Annotated in this window: 21 protein-coding genes; 20 read left to right on the forward strand and 1 reads right to left on the reverse strand. The window is 71.0% G+C overall.

Annotation, left to right across the window (positions count from 1 at the left end; genetic code table 11):
• From ACIQID_RS02480 to aroQ, 6 genes are read left to right on the forward strand one after another with little or no spacing between them, the layout of a single operon-like run.
• Positions 1-813 carry a shikimate dehydrogenase gene (locus ACIQID_RS02480; protein ID WP_400281721.1) on the forward strand — a complete coding sequence of 271 codons (813 nt, stop codon included), beginning with the start codon at positions 1-3 and terminating at the stop codon, positions 811-813.
• 58 nt (positions 814-871) lie between these two features.
• Entirely contained in the window at positions 872-2,101 is a 1,230-nt protein-coding gene (aroC, locus tag ACIQID_RS02485) for a chorismate synthase (RefSeq protein ID WP_312672458.1), read from the forward strand.
• The gene (locus ACIQID_RS02490; RefSeq protein ID WP_312672459.1) at positions 2,085-2,603 is read left to right on the forward strand and encodes a shikimate kinase; all 519 of its coding nucleotides are present in this window, start codon (positions 2,085-2,087) and stop codon (positions 2,601-2,603) included. The genes aroC and ACIQID_RS02490 overlap by 17 nt, the downstream gene beginning before the upstream one ends.
• Complete coding sequence (aroB, locus tag ACIQID_RS02495; RefSeq protein ID WP_400281726.1) at positions 2,600-3,688, forward strand: 3-dehydroquinate synthase; 1,089 nt, start codon at positions 2,600-2,602, stop codon at positions 3,686-3,688. The genes ACIQID_RS02490 and aroB overlap by 4 nt, the downstream gene beginning before the upstream one ends.
• Entirely contained in the window at positions 3,685-4,209 is a 525-nt protein-coding gene (locus ACIQID_RS02500; protein ID WP_312672464.1) for a GNAT family N-acetyltransferase, read from the forward strand. Before aroB ends, ACIQID_RS02500 begins: the two co-directional genes overlap by 4 nt.
• A complete protein-coding gene (aroQ, locus tag ACIQID_RS02505; protein ID WP_400281728.1) occupies positions 4,206-4,646 on the forward strand; it encodes a type II 3-dehydroquinate dehydratase in 441 nt (146 codons plus the stop codon). Before ACIQID_RS02500 ends, aroQ begins: the two co-directional genes overlap by 4 nt.
• 10 nt (positions 4,647-4,656) lie before the next feature.
• Here aroQ and ACIQID_RS02510 read toward each other — a convergent pair whose 3' ends face one another.
• Positions 4,657-4,995 carry a hypothetical protein gene (locus ACIQID_RS02510; RefSeq protein WP_312672466.1) on the reverse strand — a complete coding sequence of 113 codons (339 nt, stop codon included), beginning with the start codon at positions 4,993-4,995 and terminating at the stop codon, positions 4,657-4,659.
• Positions 4,996-5,170: 175 nt separating this feature from the next.
• Here ACIQID_RS02510 and efp point away from each other — a divergent pair, with 175 nt between their 5' ends.
• The 14 genes from efp to gmk all read left to right on the forward strand — a co-directional run bounded on the left by efp (position 5,171) and on the right by gmk (position 21,060).
• Positions 5,171-5,731, forward strand: a complete 561-nt coding sequence (gene efp, locus ACIQID_RS02515; protein WP_025103502.1) for an elongation factor P — start codon at positions 5,171-5,173, stop codon at positions 5,729-5,731.
• A gap of 3 nt (positions 5,732-5,734) precedes the next feature.
• Positions 5,735-6,145, forward strand: coding sequence for a transcription antitermination factor NusB (nusB, locus tag ACIQID_RS02520; protein WP_136052755.1), 411 nt, complete (start codon positions 5,735-5,737; stop codon positions 6,143-6,145).
• A gap of 43 nt (positions 6,146-6,188) precedes the next feature.
• Complete coding sequence (locus ACIQID_RS02525; protein ID WP_400281733.1) at positions 6,189-9,143, forward strand: DEAD/DEAH box helicase; 2,955 nt, start codon at positions 6,189-6,191, stop codon at positions 9,141-9,143.
• An 80-nt stretch (positions 9,144-9,223) separates the two neighbouring features.
• On the forward strand, positions 9,224-10,801 hold the full coding sequence (locus ACIQID_RS02530) for a Rieske 2Fe-2S domain-containing protein (RefSeq protein WP_312672468.1): 1,578 nt from the start codon (positions 9,224-9,226) through the stop codon (positions 10,799-10,801).
• Between the two features lie 43 nt (positions 10,802-10,844).
• On the forward strand, positions 10,845-11,102 hold the full coding sequence (locus tag ACIQID_RS02535) for a hypothetical protein (protein WP_060922159.1): 258 nt from the start codon (positions 10,845-10,847) through the stop codon (positions 11,100-11,102).
• A complete protein-coding gene (locus ACIQID_RS02540; protein ID WP_312672470.1) occupies positions 11,099-11,479 on the forward strand; it encodes a PIN domain-containing protein in 381 nt (126 codons plus the stop codon). Before ACIQID_RS02535 ends, ACIQID_RS02540 begins: the two co-directional genes overlap by 4 nt.
• Positions 11,480-11,549: 70 nt before the next feature.
• Positions 11,550-12,080, forward strand: coding sequence for a bifunctional pyr operon transcriptional regulator/uracil phosphoribosyltransferase PyrR (pyrR, locus tag ACIQID_RS02545; RefSeq protein WP_071328635.1), 531 nt, complete (start codon positions 11,550-11,552; stop codon positions 12,078-12,080).
• Complete coding sequence (locus ACIQID_RS02550; protein WP_400281739.1) at positions 12,077-13,042, forward strand: aspartate carbamoyltransferase catalytic subunit; 966 nt, start codon at positions 12,077-12,079, stop codon at positions 13,040-13,042. Before pyrR ends, ACIQID_RS02550 begins: the two co-directional genes overlap by 4 nt.
• Positions 13,039-14,343 carry a dihydroorotase gene (locus tag ACIQID_RS02555; RefSeq protein WP_400281742.1) on the forward strand — a complete coding sequence of 435 codons (1,305 nt, stop codon included), beginning with the start codon at positions 13,039-13,041 and terminating at the stop codon, positions 14,341-14,343. Before ACIQID_RS02550 ends, ACIQID_RS02555 begins: the two co-directional genes overlap by 4 nt.
• On the forward strand, positions 14,340-14,852 hold the full coding sequence (locus ACIQID_RS02560) for a hypothetical protein (RefSeq protein ID WP_331202871.1): 513 nt from the start codon (positions 14,340-14,342) through the stop codon (positions 14,850-14,852). The genes ACIQID_RS02555 and ACIQID_RS02560 overlap by 4 nt, the downstream gene beginning before the upstream one ends.
• On the forward strand, positions 14,849-16,027 hold the full coding sequence (carA, locus tag ACIQID_RS02565) for a glutamine-hydrolyzing carbamoyl-phosphate synthase small subunit (RefSeq protein ID WP_312672477.1): 1,179 nt from the start codon (positions 14,849-14,851) through the stop codon (positions 16,025-16,027). Before ACIQID_RS02560 ends, carA begins: the two co-directional genes overlap by 4 nt.
• Positions 16,027-19,314, forward strand: coding sequence for a carbamoyl-phosphate synthase large subunit (carB, locus tag ACIQID_RS02570; protein ID WP_331202870.1), 3,288 nt, complete (start codon positions 16,027-16,029; stop codon positions 19,312-19,314). The genes carA and carB overlap by 1 nt, the downstream gene beginning before the upstream one ends.
• Entirely contained in the window at positions 19,311-20,156 is an 846-nt protein-coding gene (pyrF, locus tag ACIQID_RS02575) for an orotidine-5'-phosphate decarboxylase (RefSeq protein ID WP_400281747.1), read from the forward strand. The genes carB and pyrF overlap by 4 nt, the downstream gene beginning before the upstream one ends.
• Positions 20,149-21,060 carry a guanylate kinase gene (gmk, locus tag ACIQID_RS02580; RefSeq protein WP_400281750.1) on the forward strand — a complete coding sequence of 304 codons (912 nt, stop codon included), beginning with the start codon at positions 20,149-20,151 and terminating at the stop codon, positions 21,058-21,060. The genes pyrF and gmk overlap by 8 nt, the downstream gene beginning before the upstream one ends.
• Positions 21,061-21,124: the final 64 nt, after the last annotated feature.

The following is a 21,124-nucleotide window of genomic DNA, read 5'->3' on the forward strand; positions in this document are numbered from 1 at the left end:
GTGAACCGGAGACGGCTGGCGGTCTGGGGCGACCCGATCGGGCACTCCCGTTCGCCGGAGCTGCACGCCGCGGCGTACGGCGTGCTCGGGCTGGACTGGGAGTACGGGCGCCGCCAGGTCGGCGCGGCGGGCTTCGCGGACGCGGTCGAGGCGCTCGATCACACCTGGCGCGGCCTGTCGCTGACGATGCCGCTCAAGGAGGAGGCGTACCGATACGCCACCACCCGGGACACCCACGCGGAGCTGACCGGCGCGGTCAACACGCTCCTGCTCTCCGAGACCCCGGCGGGATTCAACACCGACGTCGGCGGGATCGTCGATGCGCTCGGGGACACCGGCATCCGCGAGGTCGGGACGGCACGGATCCTGGGCGCCGGAGCCACGGCGGCCTCGGCCCTCGTCGCCCTCGCCGACCTGGGGGCGACACGCGTCGAGGTCGCCGCCCGTCGGCCGGAGCGCGCCGCGGGGCTCGTCCGGATCGGGGAGCGACGCGGCGTCGTGGTCACGCCGCGATCGCTCGACGAGGCGGACGCGGTCGTCGACATCACGGTGGCGACCCTGCCCTCCGGCACCACGCTGCCGCCGGAGAGTGCCGCCCGTCTTGCCGAGACCGGCGGCACGCTGTTCGACGCCGCCTACGCCCCCTGGCCGTCCGCCCTGGCGGCGGCATGGGGCGCGGCACCGGTGGTCTCCGGGCTCGGGATGCTGCTGCATCAGGCGGTCCGGCAGATCCGTATCTTCCTGCACGGCGATCCGGTCACCGCGCTGCCGGACGAGCATGCGGTCCTCGCCGCCATGCGTGCCACCCTCTGAGCGCCACCCGACGAAACGCGGCACGGCGCGGGGGGAAACGCATGGGAGACTAGAGCACATGCTCCGCGTGCTCACGGCCGGCGAATCGCACGGCCCAGAACTCATCGCCGTCATGGAGGGTCTGCCCTCCGGCGTCCCGGTGTCGTCCGAGGCCATCCAGGCCGACCTCGCCCGCCGCAAGCTCGGCTATGGACGCGGCTCCCGGATGAAGTTCGAGCAGGACGAGCTCACGATCTCCGGTGGCGTCCGGCATGGGAAGACCCTGGGCAGCCCCATCGCCCTGCGCATCGGCAACACCGAGTGGCCGAAGTGGATCGAGGTCATGAACCCGGAGCCGGTGGAGCTCACCGACCGCTCGCGCGGACGGGGCGCCCCGCTGACCCGGCCGCGGCCGGGGCACGCCGACCTCGTGGGCATGCAGAAGTACGACTTCGACGAGGCCCGTCCGATCCTCGAGCGTGCGAGCGCACGGGAGACCGCCGCCCGCGTGGCGCTCGGCGCCGTCGCCCGCTCCTTCCTCGGCGAGCTCGGCATCCGCCTCGTCAGCCACACCCTCTCCATCGGGCCGGTGCGGGTGCCGGACGGGGCGGCGCTGCCGACCCCGGACGACGTCGACGCGCTGGACGCCGACCCGCTGCGGTGCTTCGACCCCGCGACCTCGGCGCTCATGGTCGCCGAGGTCGACGACGCCAAGAAGGACGGCGACACCCTCGGCGGCATCGTCGAGGTCCTCGCGTACGGCCTGCCCCCGGGGCTCGGCTCCCACGTGCACTGGGATCGTCGTCTGGACGCCCGACTGGCCCAGGCGCTCATGAGCATCCAGGCGATCAAGGGCGTGGAGGTCGGCGACGGCTTCGAGACCACGCGCCGCCGCGGCTCCGCCGCCCACGACGAGCTCTTCGTCACCGCCGACGGCATCGCCCGCGGCACGGATCGTGCCGGTGGTACCGAGGGCGGCATGTCGACCGGAACCGTGTTGCGCGTCCGCGCCGGCATGAAGCCGATCGCGACCGTGCCGCATGCGCTGCGCACGATCGACGTGGCGACCGGCGACGAGGCGACCGCGCACCACCAGCGTTCCGACGTCTGTGCCGTGCCCGCGGCGGGCGTCGTCGCGGAGGCCATGGTCGCCATCGAGCTGGCCCGCGCCGTGCTGGAGAAGTTCGGCGGCGACAGCATCCGCGAGACGCGCCGCAACCTGGAGGGGTACCTCGACGGCATCCCCGCGGAGCTGCGCACGGCCCCCGCGTCCGAGGCGGCGCTCATCGCGCATGACGAACGAGGCTGAGCCGCTGACGCTGGTCCTCGTCGGACCGATGGCGGCCGGCAAGACCAGCGTCGGGCGACGGGTCGCGCGGCGGCTGGGCGTCGCCTTCATCGACACCGACAAGCGCATCGTCGCCGCGCACGGGCCCATCCCGGAGATCTTCGCCGCGCACGGCGAGGCGCACTTCCGGGACCTGGAGCGCGCGGCGGTCCGCGAGGCCCTCGCCGAGGGCGGAGTGATCTCCCTCGGCGGCGGCGCCGTCACGGATCCGGAGACGCGCGCGCTGCTGCGCGCCCACCCCGTGGTCTTCCTCACCGTGAGCGAGGCCGCCGTCGCCGACCGCCTGCGCGGCGGTACGCGCCCGCTTCTGGCGGGCGAGGACCCGGTCGAGAAGTGGAAGCGCATCTTCGCCGAACGGCGAGGATGGTACGACGAGGTGGCGTCGACCACGTTCGACACCTCGCGGCGTCCGATGCAGCGCATCGCGGACGAGATCGTGGCATGGAGGAGAGAACAGCGATGAGCACGACGACCATCAGCGTCACCGGGAACGACGCCTACGACATCACGATCGGACGGGGGATCCTCGACCAGGTGTCGGCGGCCCTGGCACCGGGCGTCCGCAAGATCCTCGTCGTGCACCCGCCGACCCTCGCGGCCCGCGCCGCCGAGCTCCGCGACCGGCTCCTCGCCGACACCGAGGACGGCCCGCGCGAGGTGCTGCTCGCCGAGATCCCGGATGCCGAGCAGGGCAAGCGCATCGAGGTCGCCGCGTTCTGCTGGCAGGTCATGGGCCAGGCCGACTTCACGCGGACGGACGCCGTGGTCGGCTACGGCGGGGGAGCGGTGACCGACCTCGCCGGCTTCGTCGCGGCGACCTGGCTGCGCGGCATCCAGATCGTCCAGGTGCCCACCACCGTCCTCGGCCTCGTGGACGCCGCCGTCGGCGGCAAGACCGGGGTCAACACCGCGGAGGGCAAGAACCTCGTCGGCGCCTTCTGGGCACCGCGCGCGGTGATCGGCGACCTCGACGAACTGGGCAGCCTGAGCCCCAACGAGGCCACCGCCGGCTTCGCGGAGGTCGTCAAGGCCGGCTTCATCTGGGCACCGGAGATCCTCGACATCATCGAGGCCGATCCGGCGCGCGCGGTCGACTCCACGACGGACGAGTTCCGCCGAGCGGTCGAACTCGCGATCGACATGAAGGCGCAGGTCGTCTCGGACGACTTCCGCGAGGCCGGACAGCGCGAGATCCTGAACTACGGCCACACGCTCGGCCACGCGATCGAGCACGCCGAGCGGTACCGCTGGCGGCACGGGGCGGCCATCTCGATCGGCATGCTGTACGCCGCGGAGCTGTCCCGGCTGGCGGGACGCCTCTCGGACGCCGCGGCGGAGCGCCACCGCACGATCCTCGAGTCGCTGGGCCTGCCCACGTCGTACCGTGCCGGCGCCTGGCCGCAGCTGCTCGCCACGATGCAGCGCGACAAGAAGAGCCGCGGCGGGATGCTCCGATTCATCCTCCTCGACGACATCGCCAAGCCCACCGTGCTCCAGGCGCCGGACGAGTCTCTGCTCTTCGCCGCCTACCAGGAGATCGGCGCATGACCATCGCCGTCCGGCGCGTCACGCCGGAGGACTGGCGGGAGGTCAAGGCGCTGCGGCTGCAGGCCCTTGCCGACCCGGCCGCGCCGATGGCCTTCCTCGACACCGTCGAGCACGCCACGGCGCAGGCCGACCGCTTCTGGCAGGAGCGCGCGGCCAACGCGGCCGGTGACGCCGCCGCGGCGCAGTTCGTCGCGATCACGGACGACGGCACCTGGACCGGGACCGTGACCGTGCTCCCGCATCGCGAGCAGCACGACGCCGGACTGGTCGTGGGGGTCTACGTGGCGGATACGCACCGCGGCGCGGGCGTCATCGACGCGCTCCTCGACGCCGCGGCCGCCTGGGCACGCGATCGTGGCCTGCATGCGCTCGTGCTCGAGGTGCACGTGGACAACGAGCGGGCGCAGGCGGTCTACCGTCGACGCGGCTTCGTCCGGACCGGGGAGATCGAGACCGCCGGCTTCGGGCGGGAATGGGTCATGCGTCGCGACCTGGCCGACACGGGGAGCGTCTCCGCATGACGGTGCCACGTCGGCTGCTGCTCGTCAACGGCCCGAACCTGAACCTCCTCGGCACGCGCGAACCCGAGGTCTACGGCACGGCGACCCTCGCCGACGTCGAGCGGATCACGGCGGAGACCGCTGCCGCGCTCGGGTTCGAACTGCGGGCGTTGCAGAGCAACCACGAGGGCGTCCTCATCGACGCGATCCACGATGCTCGCGCGGACTGCGCGGGCATCGTCATCAACCCGGGCGGGCTCACCCATACGTCGGTGGCCCTGCGCGACGCGCTCACCGGCGTCGCGTTGCCCTTCGCCGAGGTCCACATCTCCGACGTGTACGCCCGCGAGGAGTTCCGTCACCACTCGTACCTGCACGACGTCGCCGCGGTCCGCGTCATCGGACGCGGCGTGGCGGGCTACGCCGACGCGGTGCGGGAGCTCATCACGCACCTCTGACGCGGCGGGATCAGGGCAGGCCGACGAGCAGCACGCACACGGTGATGCCCACGAGCGTCAGCAGGGCCATGGCGAGGAAGCACGCGGCGAGCGCGCGGAGCCGAGGACGCACGCTCGCCACCGCGAGGCGGATGACGACCATCGCGACCAGGCCCAGGATCAGGATGATCGCAGTGACCAGCCCGACGGTCCCCGCGGCGCCCCCGCTGCGGACGATCCCGATCAGGGGCACGAGGCTGACCGCCGTGAAGATCGTGGCGACGATGAGCCACACCGCGCCGGACGACGTCCGCAGCGCCGGCTGATTCGCCATCCTGGTCGGGTCCCGGTCGCGATCGTCCTCGCTCATGTCGACTCCTCCTGTCCTCGTCCACGCTGCCCGGGGCGACGGGCATCGTCACGGGGCTTCCGCTCTCGCGGAGGAGCGTCTATCGTGCCCCCGCGGCGGCCCGCGCCGGGCATCCCGTAGAATCGACTGTCGGCCGCCCCGGCCCCCACGGACTCAGGAACGGAACTCCTCGCACATGGCATCCACCGCAGACATCAAGAACGGCGTCGTCCTCAGCATCGACGGGCAGCTCTGGAGCGTCATCGAGTTCCAGCACGTCAAGCCCGGCAAGGGTGGCGCGTTCGTCCGCACGAAGCTGAAGAACGTCGTCTCGGGCAAGACCGTGGACCGCACGTACAACGCCGGCGCGAAGATCGACATCGAGAACGTCGACCGCCGCGACTACACCTACCTCTACACCGACGGTGACGGGTTCGTGTTCATGGACCAGACCGACTTCGACCAGATCACGCTGCCGGCGGCCACGGTCGGCGACGCGAAGAACTTCCTGCTCGAGAACCAGCAGGTCACCATCGCCCTCAACAACGGCAACCCCCTCTACATCGACCTCCCGGCGTCGGTCATCCTCGAGGTGACTTACACCGAGCCCGGCCTGCAGGGCGACCGCTCGTCGGCCGGTACCAAGCCCGCCACGCTCGAGACCGGCTACGAGATCCAGGTCCCGCTGTTCCTGGAGACCGGCACGAAGGTCAAGGTCGACACCCGCACGGGCGAGTACCTCGGCCGCGAGAAGTAAGGCGTGAGCGCCCGCACGAAGGCGCGCAAGCGCGCGCTCGACATCCTGTTCTCCGCCGACGTCCGCGGCGACGAGGTCGCGGTGGCCCTCGCCGCCGAGGCGAAGCGCGCGGCGAACGAGCCCGCACGTGAGGCGTCGTGGCTGTACGCCCGCGAGATCGTCGACGGCATCATCGACCAGCGCGACGAGATCGACGAGCAGATCACGACGCACAGCCGTGACTGGAAGCTCGAGCGGATGCCCGCCGTCGACCGCGCCCTGCTGCGCATCGGCGCGTGGGAGATCCTCTACAACGACGAGGTGCCGACCGCGGTCGCGATCGACGAGGCGGTGGAGCTCGCGAAGGAGTTCTCCACCGAGGAGTCGGGCGCGTTCGTGCACGGCGTGCTCGCCCGCGTCGCGCGCTCGGCCTGAGCGCCGCAGCGGCGGTGTCGGCGGTGCCGGGCAGGATCGTCTCATGATCCGCCCGCCCGCCTCCGCCGCCCCGGGAGACGGCGCGCGGGACTGGCGTGCCCTGTTCGACGCGGGCGCTGCGCCGACGGCGGCGACCCCTCTCGCCCTCGGGTTCGAGGTGCGTGTCCGCGACGCCCGAGGAGCCAATCCCTGGGCGTCACGCCCGCAGCGCACCGCGACCCCACGGGATGTCGCGAAGGGGACCGGAGAGATCCTCCTCGGCATCCGTCCGCTGGAGCGGAGCGCGGCGACGGGGTCCTGGGTGCTCGGCTCCGCCACCTGGGACGCGGTCCGCCGCGCACCGGACCAGTACGGTCGGGAACGGTCGCGGTGGTTCGCCGATCTGCTGAGCATCGCGCGGGACACGCTGCTCTCCGGCACGGCGGGGGACTGGCTCGTCGCCGATCTGATCGAGTCGCGGCTCCTCTGGGGGCATCTGCGGTCGGCGACCGACCTCGGCATCCCGCTCGTGGCGTCGCAGCGGTCGACGACGCTCGTCCTCGCGGAGACCGCGGAGCTGACGGCGGCCGTGTCCCGCGACGACGACGGCGGCCTCGTGGTCCGGCCGGTCGTGACGGTGGACGGGCGCGAGACGCCGCCGGGCAGCATCAGGACCCTCGGGCGCTCCGGCGTGTACGAGGTCGCGCAGAGCGGATCGCGCCTCCAGGTGACGCTCGCGGAGCTTCCGCTCGCGGGCCCCGCGCAGTCGCTGATCCGCGCTCAGACGCTCGTGGTCCCCGTGGAGGAGGAGACGGCCTTCCTCCAGGATGCCTATCCGCTCCTGGCGCGCCGCCTCCCCGTCCGCGCGGTCGGCCGCGTCTCGCTGCCCGCGCTCCCGCCGCCGCGGGCCGTGCTCCGGGTGGCATTCCGTCGCGGAGACACCGTGGAGTACGCCGTCGAGTGGGACTATCGCGGCTTCGGGCGGGTGCCGTTCACACCCGGTCCGGAGGCCGTGCGCGACCCGGAGGCCGAGGCCGGGGTGACGGAGCGGATCCGGAGCGTCTGGGCGGAGCACGGCGTCGCGTTCGCTCCCTCGGGGGCCTTCCACGACGTGGCGGCTGCGGAGTTCATGACCCGCGTGGTCCCGGCGCTGGACGCGGAGGGCGTCGAGCTGGAGGTGTCCGGCCGTCGCAAGACGTATCGCGAGCTCGCCGGCGAGCCGGAGATCACCGTCTCGACCGTGGAGAGCACCGACCCGGACTGGTTCGACCTTGGCGTCATCGTCCGCATCGACGGACGGAGCATCCCGTTCGAGCCGCTCTTCACCGCCCTGAGCGCGGGCCGGCGAAAGCTCCTGCTCGTCGACGGCAGCTACTTCTCCCTGAACCACCCGGCGCTCGACCGGCTGCGCGCCCTCCTCGACGAGGCCGGAGACCTCGACGAGTGGGAGACGGGGCCGCGGATCAGCCGGCACCAGACGGATCTGTGGGAGGAGTTCGAGGATCTGGCGGACGAGGCGCTTCCCGCGGTGAGCTGGCGAGCCACGGCGGAGGGACTGCGCAGCGCCACCGCGGTGCCGGCGGTGGCGATCCCGCCGGGGCTCACCGCACAGTTGCGGCCTTACCAGAAGGAAGGCCTCGACTGGCTCGCGTTCCTCTGGTCGCACCGGCTCGGCGGCATCCTCGCCGACGACATGGGTCTCGGGAAGACGGTCCAGCTGCTCGCCCTCATCCTGCACGCCCGTGCGGCGGGGGAGGGACGTCCGTTCCTCGTCGTGGTCCCGACGTCCGTGCTGGCCACCTGGCGCACCGAGGCGGCGCGGTTCGCTGCGGGACTCCGCGTGATCACCCGGGATTCCACCGGCGGCCCTTCCGTGGCGGTCATGGCTCGCGAGGCCGATGTGGTGCTCACGACCTACGCCGTCGCCCGGCTCGACGAAGAGGGGTTCGCAGCCGTCGCCTGGGCCGGACTGATCCTCGACGAAGCCCAGTTCGTGAAGAATCCGGCCACGAAGCTGCACCGCGCCGTCGCCCGCTTCCCTGCCGACGTCACCATCGCGGTCACGGGCACGCCCCTGGAGAACAGCCTCGAGGAGCTCTGGGCGCTGCTGAAGCTCACGGCGCCCGGCCTGTTCGCCTCGGCGCGGAAGTTCCGCGAGCACTACATCCAGCCGATCGAGCAGGGGAAGGTCCCGGAGAACGTGGAGGGCGGACCGTACCGGCAGCGCCGCCTCGCGCAGCTCCGACGACGGATCCGCCCGCTCGTGCTCCGCCGCACCAAGGAGCTCGTCGCCCCCGAGCTCCCACCGAAACAGGAGCAGGTGCTGGAGGTCGAGCTCAGCGCCGGGCATCGCGAGCTCTACGAGACGGTGCTGCAGCGGGAGCGGCAGAAGGTGCTCGGCCTGCTGGAGGACCTGGACCGCAACCGCTTCATCGTGTTCCGCTCCCTGACGCTCCTGCGCATGCTGAGCCTCGCTCCGGCGCTGATCGACCCGGCCGACGCGCGCCTCGGCTCCCGCAAGCTCGACGACCTCCTGGAACGGATCGTCGAGCTGCAGGCGGAGGGACACCGCGCGCTCGTGTTCAGCCAGTTCACTTCCTTCCTCGACATGGCGGCCGCCCGTCTGGACGCCGCCGGCATCCCGTACGCGCACCTCGACGGATCGACGCGGCATCGCGAGCGCGTGGTCACGGACTTCGCGGAGGGGGAGCAGCCCGTCTTCCTCATCAGCCTGAAGGCCGGCGGGTTCGGACTCACCCTGACCGAGGCCGACTACGTCTTCCTCCTCGACCCGTGGTGGAACCCCGCCGCCGAGGCGCAGGCCGTCGACCGCACGCACCGCATCGGCCAGCGCAGCCAGGTGTTCGTCTACCGCATGATCGCGACCGGCACGATCGAGGAGAAGGTCCTCGCGCTGCAGCGGCGCAAGGCCCGCCTGTTCACCGCCGTGCTCGACGACGACGCGCTCTTCGCCCAGGCGCTCACCGCCGACGACATCCGCGGTCTCTTCGACGACTAGACCGTTTTCCCCGGCCCGTCCCGCCGGGTGCTCAGGGAGCCGTCGGTACAATCGAACGGTTCATCTTCGAGAGGAATGCAATGCGGATCACGGGACTCGGCCACGCCGGCATGTTCATCGAGACGGTCGGCGGCAACATCATCTGCGACCCGGTGCTGGGCCCGTCCTTCTTCGGGTCCTGGTTCCCGTTCCCGGACAACCGAGCCCTCGACTGGGAGCGCTACGGCCGCGAAGCCGACTTCCTCTACATCTCGCACCGGCACCGCGACCACTTCGATCCGGCGCTGCTGGAGCGGTACATCCGCAAGGACATCGAGGTGCTCCTGCCGGAGTACCCGATCGACGACCTGGAGCAGGACATCCGGGCGCTCGGCTACACGAACATCACCTACGCGCCCGCCGGCGAGATCATCGAGCGCGGGGCGCTCAAGATGATGATCACCCCGCTGCGCGCGCCGAGCGACGGACCGATCGGCGACTCGTCGCTCAGCGTGGACGACGGCACCGGATCGATGCTGAACCAGAACGACTCGCACCCGCTCGACCTCGACAAGCTGCTGCACTTCGGGAAGCCCGACGCCTACTTCACGCAGGTCTCCGGAGCGATCTGGTGGCCGATGGTCTACGACCTCCCGCTGGATGCGAAGCAGAATTTCGCGCGACTCAAGCGCGAGGCGCAGAACAAGCGGGCGATGTACTACATCGAGAAGGTCGACGCTCCGCACGTCTTCCCGATGGCGGGCCCGCCCATGTTCCTCCGCGACGACCTCTTCGACTTCAACGGGATGGGCCGCAACGGCGAGTCCATCTTCACGGACCAGAAGCAGTTCATCGCGCACATGAAGGAGCTGGCGCCGAAGTACGACGGGCAGCTCTTCGTCCCCGGCACGCTCGTCACGATCGACGGCGGTGCGGTGACCACCGAGCAGACGCTCTACACCGAGGCCGAGCTCGCCCACATCTTCGACGAGAAGTGGGAGTACCTCGAGGAGCAGCGCGCGGCCAGGCAGCAGGAGATCCGCGACGAGGAGGCGTCCCGCGCCGAGATCATCCCGCCCGACGAGATGCTGGCGGCGATCAAGGAGTGGTGGGAGCCGCTGCTGAAGAAGTCGCGCACCATCCGCCTCGGAGTCGGCGGGCACGTCCGCTTCCGCATCGGGGAGCTGGACATGGTGGTCGACTTCCCGCGCGCCAAGGTCCGCGAGTACGCGGGGGAGGAGTGCGTGTACTGGTACACGATCCCGGCCGACCTCGTCTCGACGAACATCCGCGACCACGAGATCGACTGGTCGAACTCGATCTTCCTGTCGATGCAGTTCTCGGTCGGGCGCAGCGGCAAGTTCAACGAGTTCCTCACCACCTTCCTCAAGTGCCTCTCGGTCGACCGGATCGAGTACGTGGAGAACTGGTACCAGGAGCAGACCGACCAGACCGAGGACGCGGAGATCGGCGACTGGGTCGTCCAGCGCCGCTGCCCGCACCTGCGCGCCGACCTCACCAAGACGGGGAAGGTCGACGAGGACGGCATCCTCACGTGCAGCATGCACGACTGGAAGTGGGATCTGAAGACCGGACGCTGCCTCTCCACGAGCGGCCACCCGATCCGTTCCTCGAAGATCGACGACGTGACGGATCCTGTGCTCCGCGAGGCGAGCTGAGCGCGCCTGTACCACCGAGCGCAGCCGGTGGTACAGTGAGGCGATGCCGACCGCTCTGACCCGTATCCAGGTGACGCAGACCGCCGCGCTGCGCGAGGCGCTGGAACTCGCGGAAAGCGAGTGGCCAGGACTACCGAAGTCGGAGCAGGTGGCGAGGCTCGCGGTGCTGGGGGCGGAGCGGCTCGCAGAGCGAGGATCCCACCGGCGCGCGACCCGGCGGGCGGCGCTCGAGGCGACGCGGGGATCGATCGCCTATCCACCGGGGTATCTCGACGCTCTCCGGAAGGACTGGCCGGAGTGATCGTCGTAGACGCCGGTGTCCTCATCGCGCACCTTTCCACCGACGATGTCCACCAGGAGGCGGCGTTCGACATCCTCGATACCGAGGAAGACCTTCTGATCCACCCGATCACCCTCGCGGAGGCGCTCGTGCATCCGGCGCGGATGGGCACAGAGCTCGCCGATCTCGCCAAGATCGACTCCCTCGGGCTGCTGCGTCGGGAGGAGACGGTCGACGAACCGGTCCATATCGCGCGGCTCCGCGCCGCGACCTCTCTGAAGCTCCCGGACTGCGCGGTGCTGGTCACGGCGGAGGCGTTCGGCGCGACTCTCGCCACCTTCGACCGCCGTCTCGCGACGGTCGCCAGAGAGCGCGGTGTCGAGGTCGTCGGCGCCTGATCCCTCCGATAGACTGGGGGGCATTAGCAACCTTTAACACCGTCCTGTGAGGCGGAGAAGGGAGCGGCTGATGAGTGTGCGCACTGTGCTGCACCAAGCCGACATCTCACGAGCGCTGACCCGGATCGCGCACGAGATCCTCGAGTCCAATCGCGGGGCCGACGACCTCGTCCTGCTGGGCATCCCGACCCGCGGCGTCACGCTGGGCCACCGGCTCGCCGCCCTGATCAGCGAGATCGCCCAGGTCTCCGTCCCGGTCGGCTCCCTCGACGTGACGCTCTTCCGCGACGACCTCGCCAAGCACCCGACGCGGTCCCCGCAGCCGACGGAGATCCCCCCGGGCGGCATCGACGGGAAGACGGTCGTCCTCGTCGACGACGTCCTGTTCTCCGGCCGGAGCATCCGCGCCGCGCTCGACGCCCTGCAGTCGATCGGCCGTCCCGCCGTCGTGCGGCTCGCGATCCTCATCGACCGCGGACACCGGGAGCTTCCCATCCGCCCGGACTTCGTGGGCAAGAACATCCCCTCCGCGCGCACCGAGCGCGTCAACGTGCGTCTGTTCGAGAACGACGGCGCCGAGGAGGTGACGATCGGCGAATGAGGCACCTCCTCGACACCCGCACGCTCGACAGAGCGACCGCCCTGCGCATCCTCGACGTCGCGGAGGACATGGCCGATACGCAGTCCCGCGAGGTCAAGAAGCTCCCCACGCTCCGTGGCAAGACGGTCGTGAACCTCTTCTTCGAGGACTCCACGCGCACCCGCATCTCGTTCGAGGCCGCGGCGAAGCGCCTGTCCGCCGACGTCATCAACTTCGCCGCGAAGGGCTCCAGCGTCTCCAAGGGCGAGAGCCTGAAGGACACCGCGCAGACGCTCGAGGCCATCGGCGCCGACGCGGTCGTCGTGCGGCACCCCGGGTCCGGCGCCCCGCAGACCCTGGCCACGAGCGGCTGGATCTCCGCCGGCGTCGTGAACGCGGGCGACGGCACCCACGAGCACCCCACGCAGGCGCTCCTCGACGCCTTCACCATCCGCAAGCGGCGATTCGGTGCGGACAGCCGGGGGCGCGATCTCGCCGGTTTCCGCGTCACGATCGTCGGCGACGTGCTGCATTCGCGGGTGGCGCGCTCCAACGTCTGGCTGCTCACGACACTCGGAGCCGAGGTCACGCTCGTGGCGCCGCCCACCCTGGTTCCGCAGAACGTGTCCCTGTGGCCGGTCCGCGTGGTCTACGACCTGGACGAAGCCCTCGCGGAGGGGCCGGACGCCGTGATGATGCTGCGCATCCAGCTCGAGCGGATGAATGCGGCGTATTTCCCGACTGAGCGGGAGTATTCGCGCCGGTGGGGCCTGGACGCACGGCGCGTGGCGGCTCTGCCGGGCGGTAGCATTGTCCTGCACCCCGGACCCATGAACCGGGGACTGGAGATCTCCTCCGAAGCTGCCGATTCCCCCCGTTCGACGGTGCTGGAACAGGTGTCGAACGGGGTCTCCGTGCGCATGGCGGTGCTGTACCTGCTGCTGGCAGGGGAACGAGACGACGAACGAGGGGGAGACCTGTGAGCGAGACCCTCGTCATCACCGGTGCACAGCTGCTCGGCGCGGACAGCGCCGACATCATCATCGAGAACGGCGTCATCGCCGAGATCGGAGCGGGGCTCACCCGCACCGGCGCGCGCGTGATCGACGCCGCGGGCCTGGTCGCACTGCCGGGTCTCGTCGATCTGCACACCCATCTGCGCGAACCAGGGTTCGAGGCCTCCGAGACGATCCTCACCGGCACCAGAGCGGCCGCCGCCGGCGGGTTCACCGCCGTGTTCGCGATGCCGAACACCTCTCCGGTCGCCGACACGGCGGGCGTGGTCGAGCAGGAACTCGCCCTCGGCGAGGCGGCCGGCTACGCGACCGTGCAGCCGATCGGCGCCGTCACCGTGGGGCAGAAGGGCGAGCGCCTCGCGGAACTCGGTGCCATGGCCACCTCCCGGGCCCAGGTGCGGGTCTTCAGCGACGACGGCTTCTGCGTGTGGGACCCGCTGATCATGCGCCGGGCCCTGGAGTACGTGAAGTCCTTCGACGGCGTCATCGCCCAGCACGCGCAGGACCCGCGGCTCACCGAGGGCGCCCAGATGAACGAGGGCACCGTCTCGGCCGAGCTCGGGCTGGCCGGGTGGCCGGCCGTCGCCGAGGAGTCGATCATCGCCCGCGACGTGCTCCTCGCCGAGCACGTCGGCTCGCGACTGCATGTCTGCCACCTCTCGACGGCCGGCTCCGTCGACATCATCCGCTGGGCCAAGAAGCGCGGCGTCGACGTGACGGCGGAGGTCACGCCGCACCACCTGCTGCTCACGGACGAACTCGTCCGCGGCTACGACGCGCGATTCAAGGTCAACCCGCCGCTGCGCCGCGAAGAGGACGTCCTCGCGGTCCGGGAGGGTCTGGCCGACGGCACGATCGACATCGTCGCGACCGATCACGCGCCGCACCCCAGCGAGCACAAGGCGTGCGAGTGGCAGGCCGCCGCGAACGGCATGGTCGGTCTGGAGAGCGCCCTGCGGGTCGTGCACCAGTCGATGGTGCAGACCGGCCTGCTCGACTGGGCCGACGTGGCCCGGGTCATGAGCGCGACGCCCGCCCGCATCGGACGGCTCTCCGGCCACGGCACGCCGCTCGCCGCCGGGCAGCCCGCGCACATCACGCTGTACGACCCCGCGGTCGACGGCGTGTTCACGGCCGCTGACCTGCACGGGCGCAGCGAGAACTCGCCCTACCTGGGCCGCGCCCTGCCCGGACGCGTGGAGTACACCGTGCACGGCGGCCTCCTCACGGTCGACGGCGGCGCCGTCGTCGAGGAGCTCGGCGCATGAGCGCACGGGACCTCGCGGTCGCGATCATCATCGCCGTCGCGCTGCTGATCCTGCTCTCGATGCTGTTCGCCTGGCGACGACGAGTGCGGCGCGATGCCGCGTACACGGCCCCGCTCGGGGTGCCGGAGCACGCGGAGGTGACGCGCCGCGACGAGGTGCTCTACGTGTCCACCACTCGGCACGAGCAGCCCCTCGAACGGCTCGCGATCACCCCGCTGGCGTTCCGCGCACGCGGCGAGCTGGCTGTGACCGACCGCGGCATCGCGCTGGCCCTGGACGGTGCCCCCACCGTCTTCCTCGCCGCCGAACGCCTCGTCTCCGTCGACCGTGCGACCGTCACCATCGATCGCGTCGTGGAGCCCGGCGGGCTCGTGCGCATCTCGTGGCACGTCGACGACACGACCGTGGTCGACAGCTATGTGCGCCTCACCGGCGGCGACCTCCCGACCCTCATCTCCGACCTGCAGCGGCTCATCCCCGCCGCCCCTGACACAGGAGCCTCGTCATGACCCTCTCGACTTCCTCCCCGCAGGCCTCCGCGGCCCGCCTTCCCGACCCCGCCGTCCTCGTCCTGGAGGACGGCACCCGACACCGCGGACGTGCCTACGGCGCGCGCGGGCGCACGCTCGGCGAGGTCGTGTTCGCCACCGGCATGTCGGGATACCAGGAGACCATCACCGACCCGTCCTACGCCGGGCAGATCGTCCTGCAGACCGCCCCGCACATCGGCAACACCGGCATGAACGACGAGGACACCGAGTCCCGCCGCATCTGGGTCGCCGGGTACATCGTGCGCGACCCCTCGCGCGTCGTGTCGAACTGGCGGGCGAACGCGTCCCTCGACGAGGTCCTCGTCGAGGACGGCATCGTCGGCATCAGCGGCATCGACACCCGCGCGGTCACCCGGCACATCCGCTCCGCAGGCTCCATGCGCGGCGGCATCTTCTCGGGGGCGGATGCGGAGCTCGACCCGGAGGAGCAGCTGCGCATCGTGCGCGAGGCCCCGGAGATGACCGGCCTCAACCTCTCCGCTCAGGTGTCTGTCGAGAGCGCGACCGTCACCCCGGCGGTGGGGGAGCGCATCGGCAACCTCGCCGTGCTCGACCTCGGCGTGAAGCAGGCGACGATCGACAACCTCGCCGCCCGCGGCTTCGACGTGCACGTCCTCCCGCAGGACGTCAGCATCGACGAGATCCGGGCGATCGAGCCGGTCGCCGTCTTCTACTCGAACGGTCCCGGCGACCCCGCGGCGTCGGGCGACCACGTCGAACTGCTGCGCGCGGTCCTCGACGACGGGCTGCCCTTCTTCGGGATCTGCTTCGGGAACCAGCTCCTCGGCCGGGCCCTGGGGCTCGGCACGTACAAGCTGCCGTTCGGTCATCGCGGCATCAACCAGCCCGTGCTGGACAAGCAGACGGGCAAGGTGGAGATCACCGCCCACAACCACGGCTTCGCCGTCGAGGCGCCCCTGGAGGGCTCCTTCGACAGCCCGCACGGCTACGGCAAGGTCGAGGTCAGCCACGTCGGCCTCAACGACAACGTCGTGGAGGGCCTGCGCGCCCTCGACATCCCCGCCTTCTCGGTGCAGTACCACCCCGAGGCCGCGGCCGGACCGCACGACGCCAACTACCTCTTCGACCGCTTCCGCGACATGGTCATCGCGAACAAGAAGGACGCAAAGTAATGCCCAAGCGCGACGACATCCACTCCGTCCTCGTCATCGGCTCCGGCCCGATCGTCATCGGCCAGGCCTGCGAGTTCGACTACTCCGGCACCCAGGCGTGCCGCGTCCTCCGTGAGGAGGGCGTCCGGGTCATCCTCGTCAACTCCAACCCCGCGACGATCATGACCGACCCCGACTTCGCCGACGCGACCTACATCGAGCCGATCACCCCCGCGGTGATCGAGACGATCATCGCTAAGGAGAAGCCCGACGCGATCCTCCCGACGCTCGGTGGTCAGACGGCGCTGAACGCCGCGATGGCGCTGCACGAGCAGGGGATCCTCGAGAAGTACGACGTCGAGCTCATCGGCGCGAAGGTCGACGCCATCAAGAAGGGCGAGGACCGTCAGGTCTTCAAGGAGCTCGTCCTCGAGGCGGGCGCGGACGTCGCCAAGAGCGTCATCGCCCACACCATGGACGACCTCCTCGCCGGGGCCGAGCAGCTCGGCTACCCGCTCGTGGTGCGCCCGTCCTTCACGATGGGCGGGCTGGGCTCCGGCTTCGCCTACGACGAGGAGGACCTGCGCCGTATCGGCGGAGCCGGCCTGCGCGACTCGCCGACGACCGAGGTGCTCCTGGAGGAGTCGATCCTCGGCTGGAAGGAGTACGAGCTCGAGCTCATGCGCGACACCGCCGACAACACGGTGGTCGTCTGCTCCATCGAGAACGTCGACCCGGTCGGCGTGCACACCGGCGACTCGATCACGGTGGCTCCGGCGCTGACCCTGACGGACCGCGAGTACCAGAAGCTCCGCGACATCGGCATCGACATCATCCGCGCCGTGGGCGTGGACACCGGTGGCTGCAACATCCAGTTCGCGGTCAACCCCGAGAACGGGCGCATCATCGTCATCGAGATGAACCCGCGTGTCTCCCGGTCGAGCGCCCTGGCGTCGAAGGCCACCGGCTTCCCGATCGCCAAGCTCGCGGCCAAGCTCGCCCTCGGCTACCGCCTCGACGAGATCCCGAACGACATCACCGGCGTGACCCCGGCGAGCTTCGAGCCGACGCTCGACTACGTGGTCGTCAAGGTCCCGCGCTTCGCTTTCGAGAAGTTCCCGGCCGCCGACGCCACCCTCACCACCACCATGAAGTCGGTCGGCGAGGCGATGGCCATCGGCCGCAACTACGCCACCGCGCTGCAGAAGGCGCTGCGGTCGCTCGAGAAGCGGGGCTCCAGCTTCCACTGGGGCGAGGAGCCGCGCACCGTCGAGGAACTGCTCGAGATCGCGAAGACCCCGACCGATGGCCGGATCGTCACCCTGCAGCAGGCGCTGCGCAAGGGCGCGACCATCGAGCAGGCGTTCGAGGCCACGGCCATCGACCCCTGGTTCCTCGACCAGATCGTCCTCATCAACGAGGTCGCCGAGGTCGTCCGCACCGCCGGCGAGCTGGACGACGCGACGCTGCGCTACGCCAAGGAGCACGGCTTCTCGGACGCGCAGATCGCCCAGCTCCGCGGCGAGAGCGAGGCCGAGATCCGCGGCGTGCGCCACGGCCTCGGCATCCGCCCCGTCTACAAGACGGTCGACACCTGTGCGGGCGAGTTCCCCGCGCTGACGCCGTACCACTACTCGAGCTACGACGCCGAGACCGAGGTCGCGCCGTCCGACCGCACCAAGGTCGTCATCATCGGCTCCGGCCCGAACCGCATCGGTCAGGGTGTCGAGTTCGACTACTCCTGTGTGCACGCCTCGTTCGCGCTGTCCGACGCGGGCTTCGAGACCGTGATGATCAACTGCAACCCGGAGACCGTGTCGACCGACTACGACACGTCCGACCGGCTGTACTTCGAGCCGCTGACGCTCGAGGACGTGCTGGAGGTCCTGGACGCGGAGGCGGCGAGCGGCACCATCCTCGGCGTCGTCTGCCAGCTCGGCGGCCAGACCCCGCTCGGGCTCGCGAAGGGCATCGAGGCGGCCGGCTACACGGTCCTCGGGACGAGCCCGGAGGCCATCGACCTGGCCGAGGAGCGCGAGCTGTTCTCGCGACTGCTCGACGAGGCCGGACTCCTCGCCCCTCGCAACGGCACGGCGATCGACGTGGAGGGCGCGGTGCGCATCGCCGAGGAGATCGGCTACCCGGTGCTCGTGCGCCCGAGCTTCGTGCTCGGCGGCCGGGGCATGGAGATCGTCTACGGCACCGATGCACTGCGCGACTACTTCGTGCGGACGGCCGGGGAGGTCATCATCGAGGAGGGCAAGCCGCTCCTGGTCGACCGGTTCCTCGACGACGCGATCGAGCTCGACGTGGATGCCCTGTACGACGGCACCGACCTCTTCATCGGCGGCGTCATGGAGCACCTGGAGGAGGCCGGCATCCACTCCGGTGACTCGAGCTGCACGCTGCCGCCGGTCTCGCTCGGCCGCAGCGACGTCGACCGTGTCCGCGAGGCCACCCTCGCCATCGCGCAGGGCGTCGGCGTGCGCGGTCTGCTGAACGTGCAGTTCGCGATCAGTGCCGGCGTCCTCTACGTCATCGAGGCCAACCCCCGGGCCAGTCGCACGGTGCCGTTCGTCTCCAAGGCGCTGGGCATCCCGATGGCGAAGGCCGCCAGCCGCATCATGGCCGGCTCCACCATCGCCGAGCTCCGTGCCGAGGGCATGCTGCCCGCGCAGGACGGCTCGCGCGTCCCGCTGGACGCCCCGGTCTCGGTCAAGGAGGCCGTGCTGCCCTTCAAGCGGTTCCGCACCGCCGACGGCAAGACGGTCGACTCGGTCCTCGGCCCGGAGATGCGCTCGACCGGCGAGGTCATGGGCATCGACCGCGACTTCCCGACCGCGTTCGCGAAGTCGCAAGCCGCTGCCTACGGCGGCATGCCGACCTCGGGCACCGTGTTCATCTCGGTCGCCGACTCCGACAAGCGCGCGGTGATCCTCCCGGCACACCGCCTGCAGCAGCTCGGCTTCACGATCGTCGCGACCGAGGGCACGGCGGAGATCCTCTCGCGCAACGGCATCGCCGTCACAGTGGTCGAGAAGTACAGCGAGACGCAGGAGTCGGGCGCCCGGAACATCGTCGACCTCATCAACGACGGGGAGATCGACATCGTCGTGAACACCCCGTCGGGTGGTGCCGCTCGCGCGGACGGCTACGAGATCCGCGCCGCCGCGGTGGCCGCCGACAAGGCGCTCTTCACGACCATCGCCGTGCTCGGTGCGGCCGTGAGCGGGATGGACGCCGCGCACGAGGGCTTCCAGGTCAAGAGCCTGCAGGAGTACGCGCAGGACCGGATGGCCGCGGTATGACGGCACGCTTCGGCGAGCGGGCCCGCGCGGCCCTCGAGGCGCACGGCCCGCTCTGCGTCGGCATCGACCCCCACGCCGCTCTGCTGGCGGCGTGGGGGCTGACGCCCGATGCGGCCGGAGTCCGCGAGTTCGGGCTTCGAGCCGTCGACGCCGCCGCCGGTCGCGTCGGGGTCGTCAAGCCGCAGGTGTCGTTCTTCGAGCGACACGGCGCGGCCGGGTTCGCCGCCCTGGAGGAGGTGCTGGCCGCCGCGCGGGCGGCCGGACTGCTCGTGATCGCCGACGCCAAGCGCGGCGACATCGGGTCGACGATGACGGACTACGCCCAGGCGTGGCTGCCCACCGGCGCGCCGCTGGAAGCCGATGCGCTGACGGTGAATCCGTATCTGGGGGCCGGAGCCCTGGAGGGCGCGTTCGCCCTGGCCGAGGAGCACGGCAAGGGACTCTTCGTCCTCGCTGCGACGAGCAATCCCGAGGCGACCCTGCTGCAGCGGGCGACGACCGCGGACGGCGCCACGGTGTCCGCCGCCGTCATCGCCGAGGTGTCGCGGCGGAACGCCGACGCGACGCCCGCGGGGGAGTGGGGGAGCTTCGGCTTCGTCATCGGTGCCACGGTGGACCAGGAGCAGGCCGGCATCGCGCCGTTCGCGCCCGTCGCCCCGATCCTCGCCCCCGGTTTCGGCGCGCAGGGCGCCACTCCCGCGGATCTCGCCCGCCGCTTCGGCCCCCAGGCCGCCTCGGTGATCGCGAGCGAGAGCCGCAGCCTCCTCTCCGCGGGCCCGGCGGCCCTCGCCGAGACGATCGCCGACCGTGCCGCCCAGTATCGAGAGGTCAGCCGTGGGTGAGGAACGCCGCACCGTCCCCGAGGTCGACAGGGCCGCCGCGGCGCGCCGCGCCGTCGAGAGACGACGTGCCAGGGCCTCGGTGAAGCGCGACCTGACGATGCGCGTCGTCACCCCGCAGTCCGTGCTGCATCGCGCGACGGAGGACCCCGACTCCGTCGAGGGCTCCATGCGCATCACCGACTTCCTCCTGGCTCTCCCGGCGATCGGGGCGGGAAAGCGCGACCGGGTGCTGGAGCAGCTGCACATCTCGCCGGTCAAGCGCCTCGGCGGACTCGGGGCGCGGCAGCGCCGGGTGCTGGAGGAGTGGCTGGACGAGCGCTTCCCGGTGCCGACGCCCCGCGGGGCGCGCAGCCGGCTCCTCGTCCTGGCCGGCCCCACGGCGGTGGGCAAGGGGACGGTCGCCGCGCACATCCGCGAGAACAACCCCGAGATCCACCTGTCCGTGTCGGCCACCACCCGACCACCGCGCCCCGGCGAGATCGACGGCGTGCACTACTACTTCGTCGACGACGCCGAGTTCGATCGTCTGATCGCCGACGGTGAGCTGCTGGAGTACGCGGTGGTGCACAACCGCTCCCGCTACGGCACTCCGCGCGCCCCCATCGACGCCGCCCTGGCCGAGGGGAAGACCGTCCTGCTGGAGATCGACCTGCAGGGCGCGCGCCAGGTGCGCGAGGCCGAGCCGTCCGCGACGCTCATCTTCCTCCTGCCGCCGAGCTGGGACGAGCTGGTGCACCGGCTCGTCGGGCGCGGCACCGAGGACGCCGAGGAACGGACCCGCCGACTGCGCACCGCGAAGGTCGAGCTGGCCGCGCAGAACGAGTTCGACCACCTCATCGTGAACGAGGACGTCGCCACCGCCGCTCGCGAGGTCGTAGACTTGTCTACAAGCTCTGCGCGCTGACCCGTTTCCGGGGTCGAGCACCACGCCCGTCCCCGAGTCCGTCGAAGGGACGCGCGCCCGCAGC

The sequence above is a fragment of the Microbacterium sp. NPDC091676 genome (assembly GCF_044756645.1).
Taxonomy (GTDB): domain Bacteria; phylum Actinomycetota; class Actinomycetes; order Actinomycetales; family Microbacteriaceae; genus Microbacterium; species Microbacterium paraoxydans_D.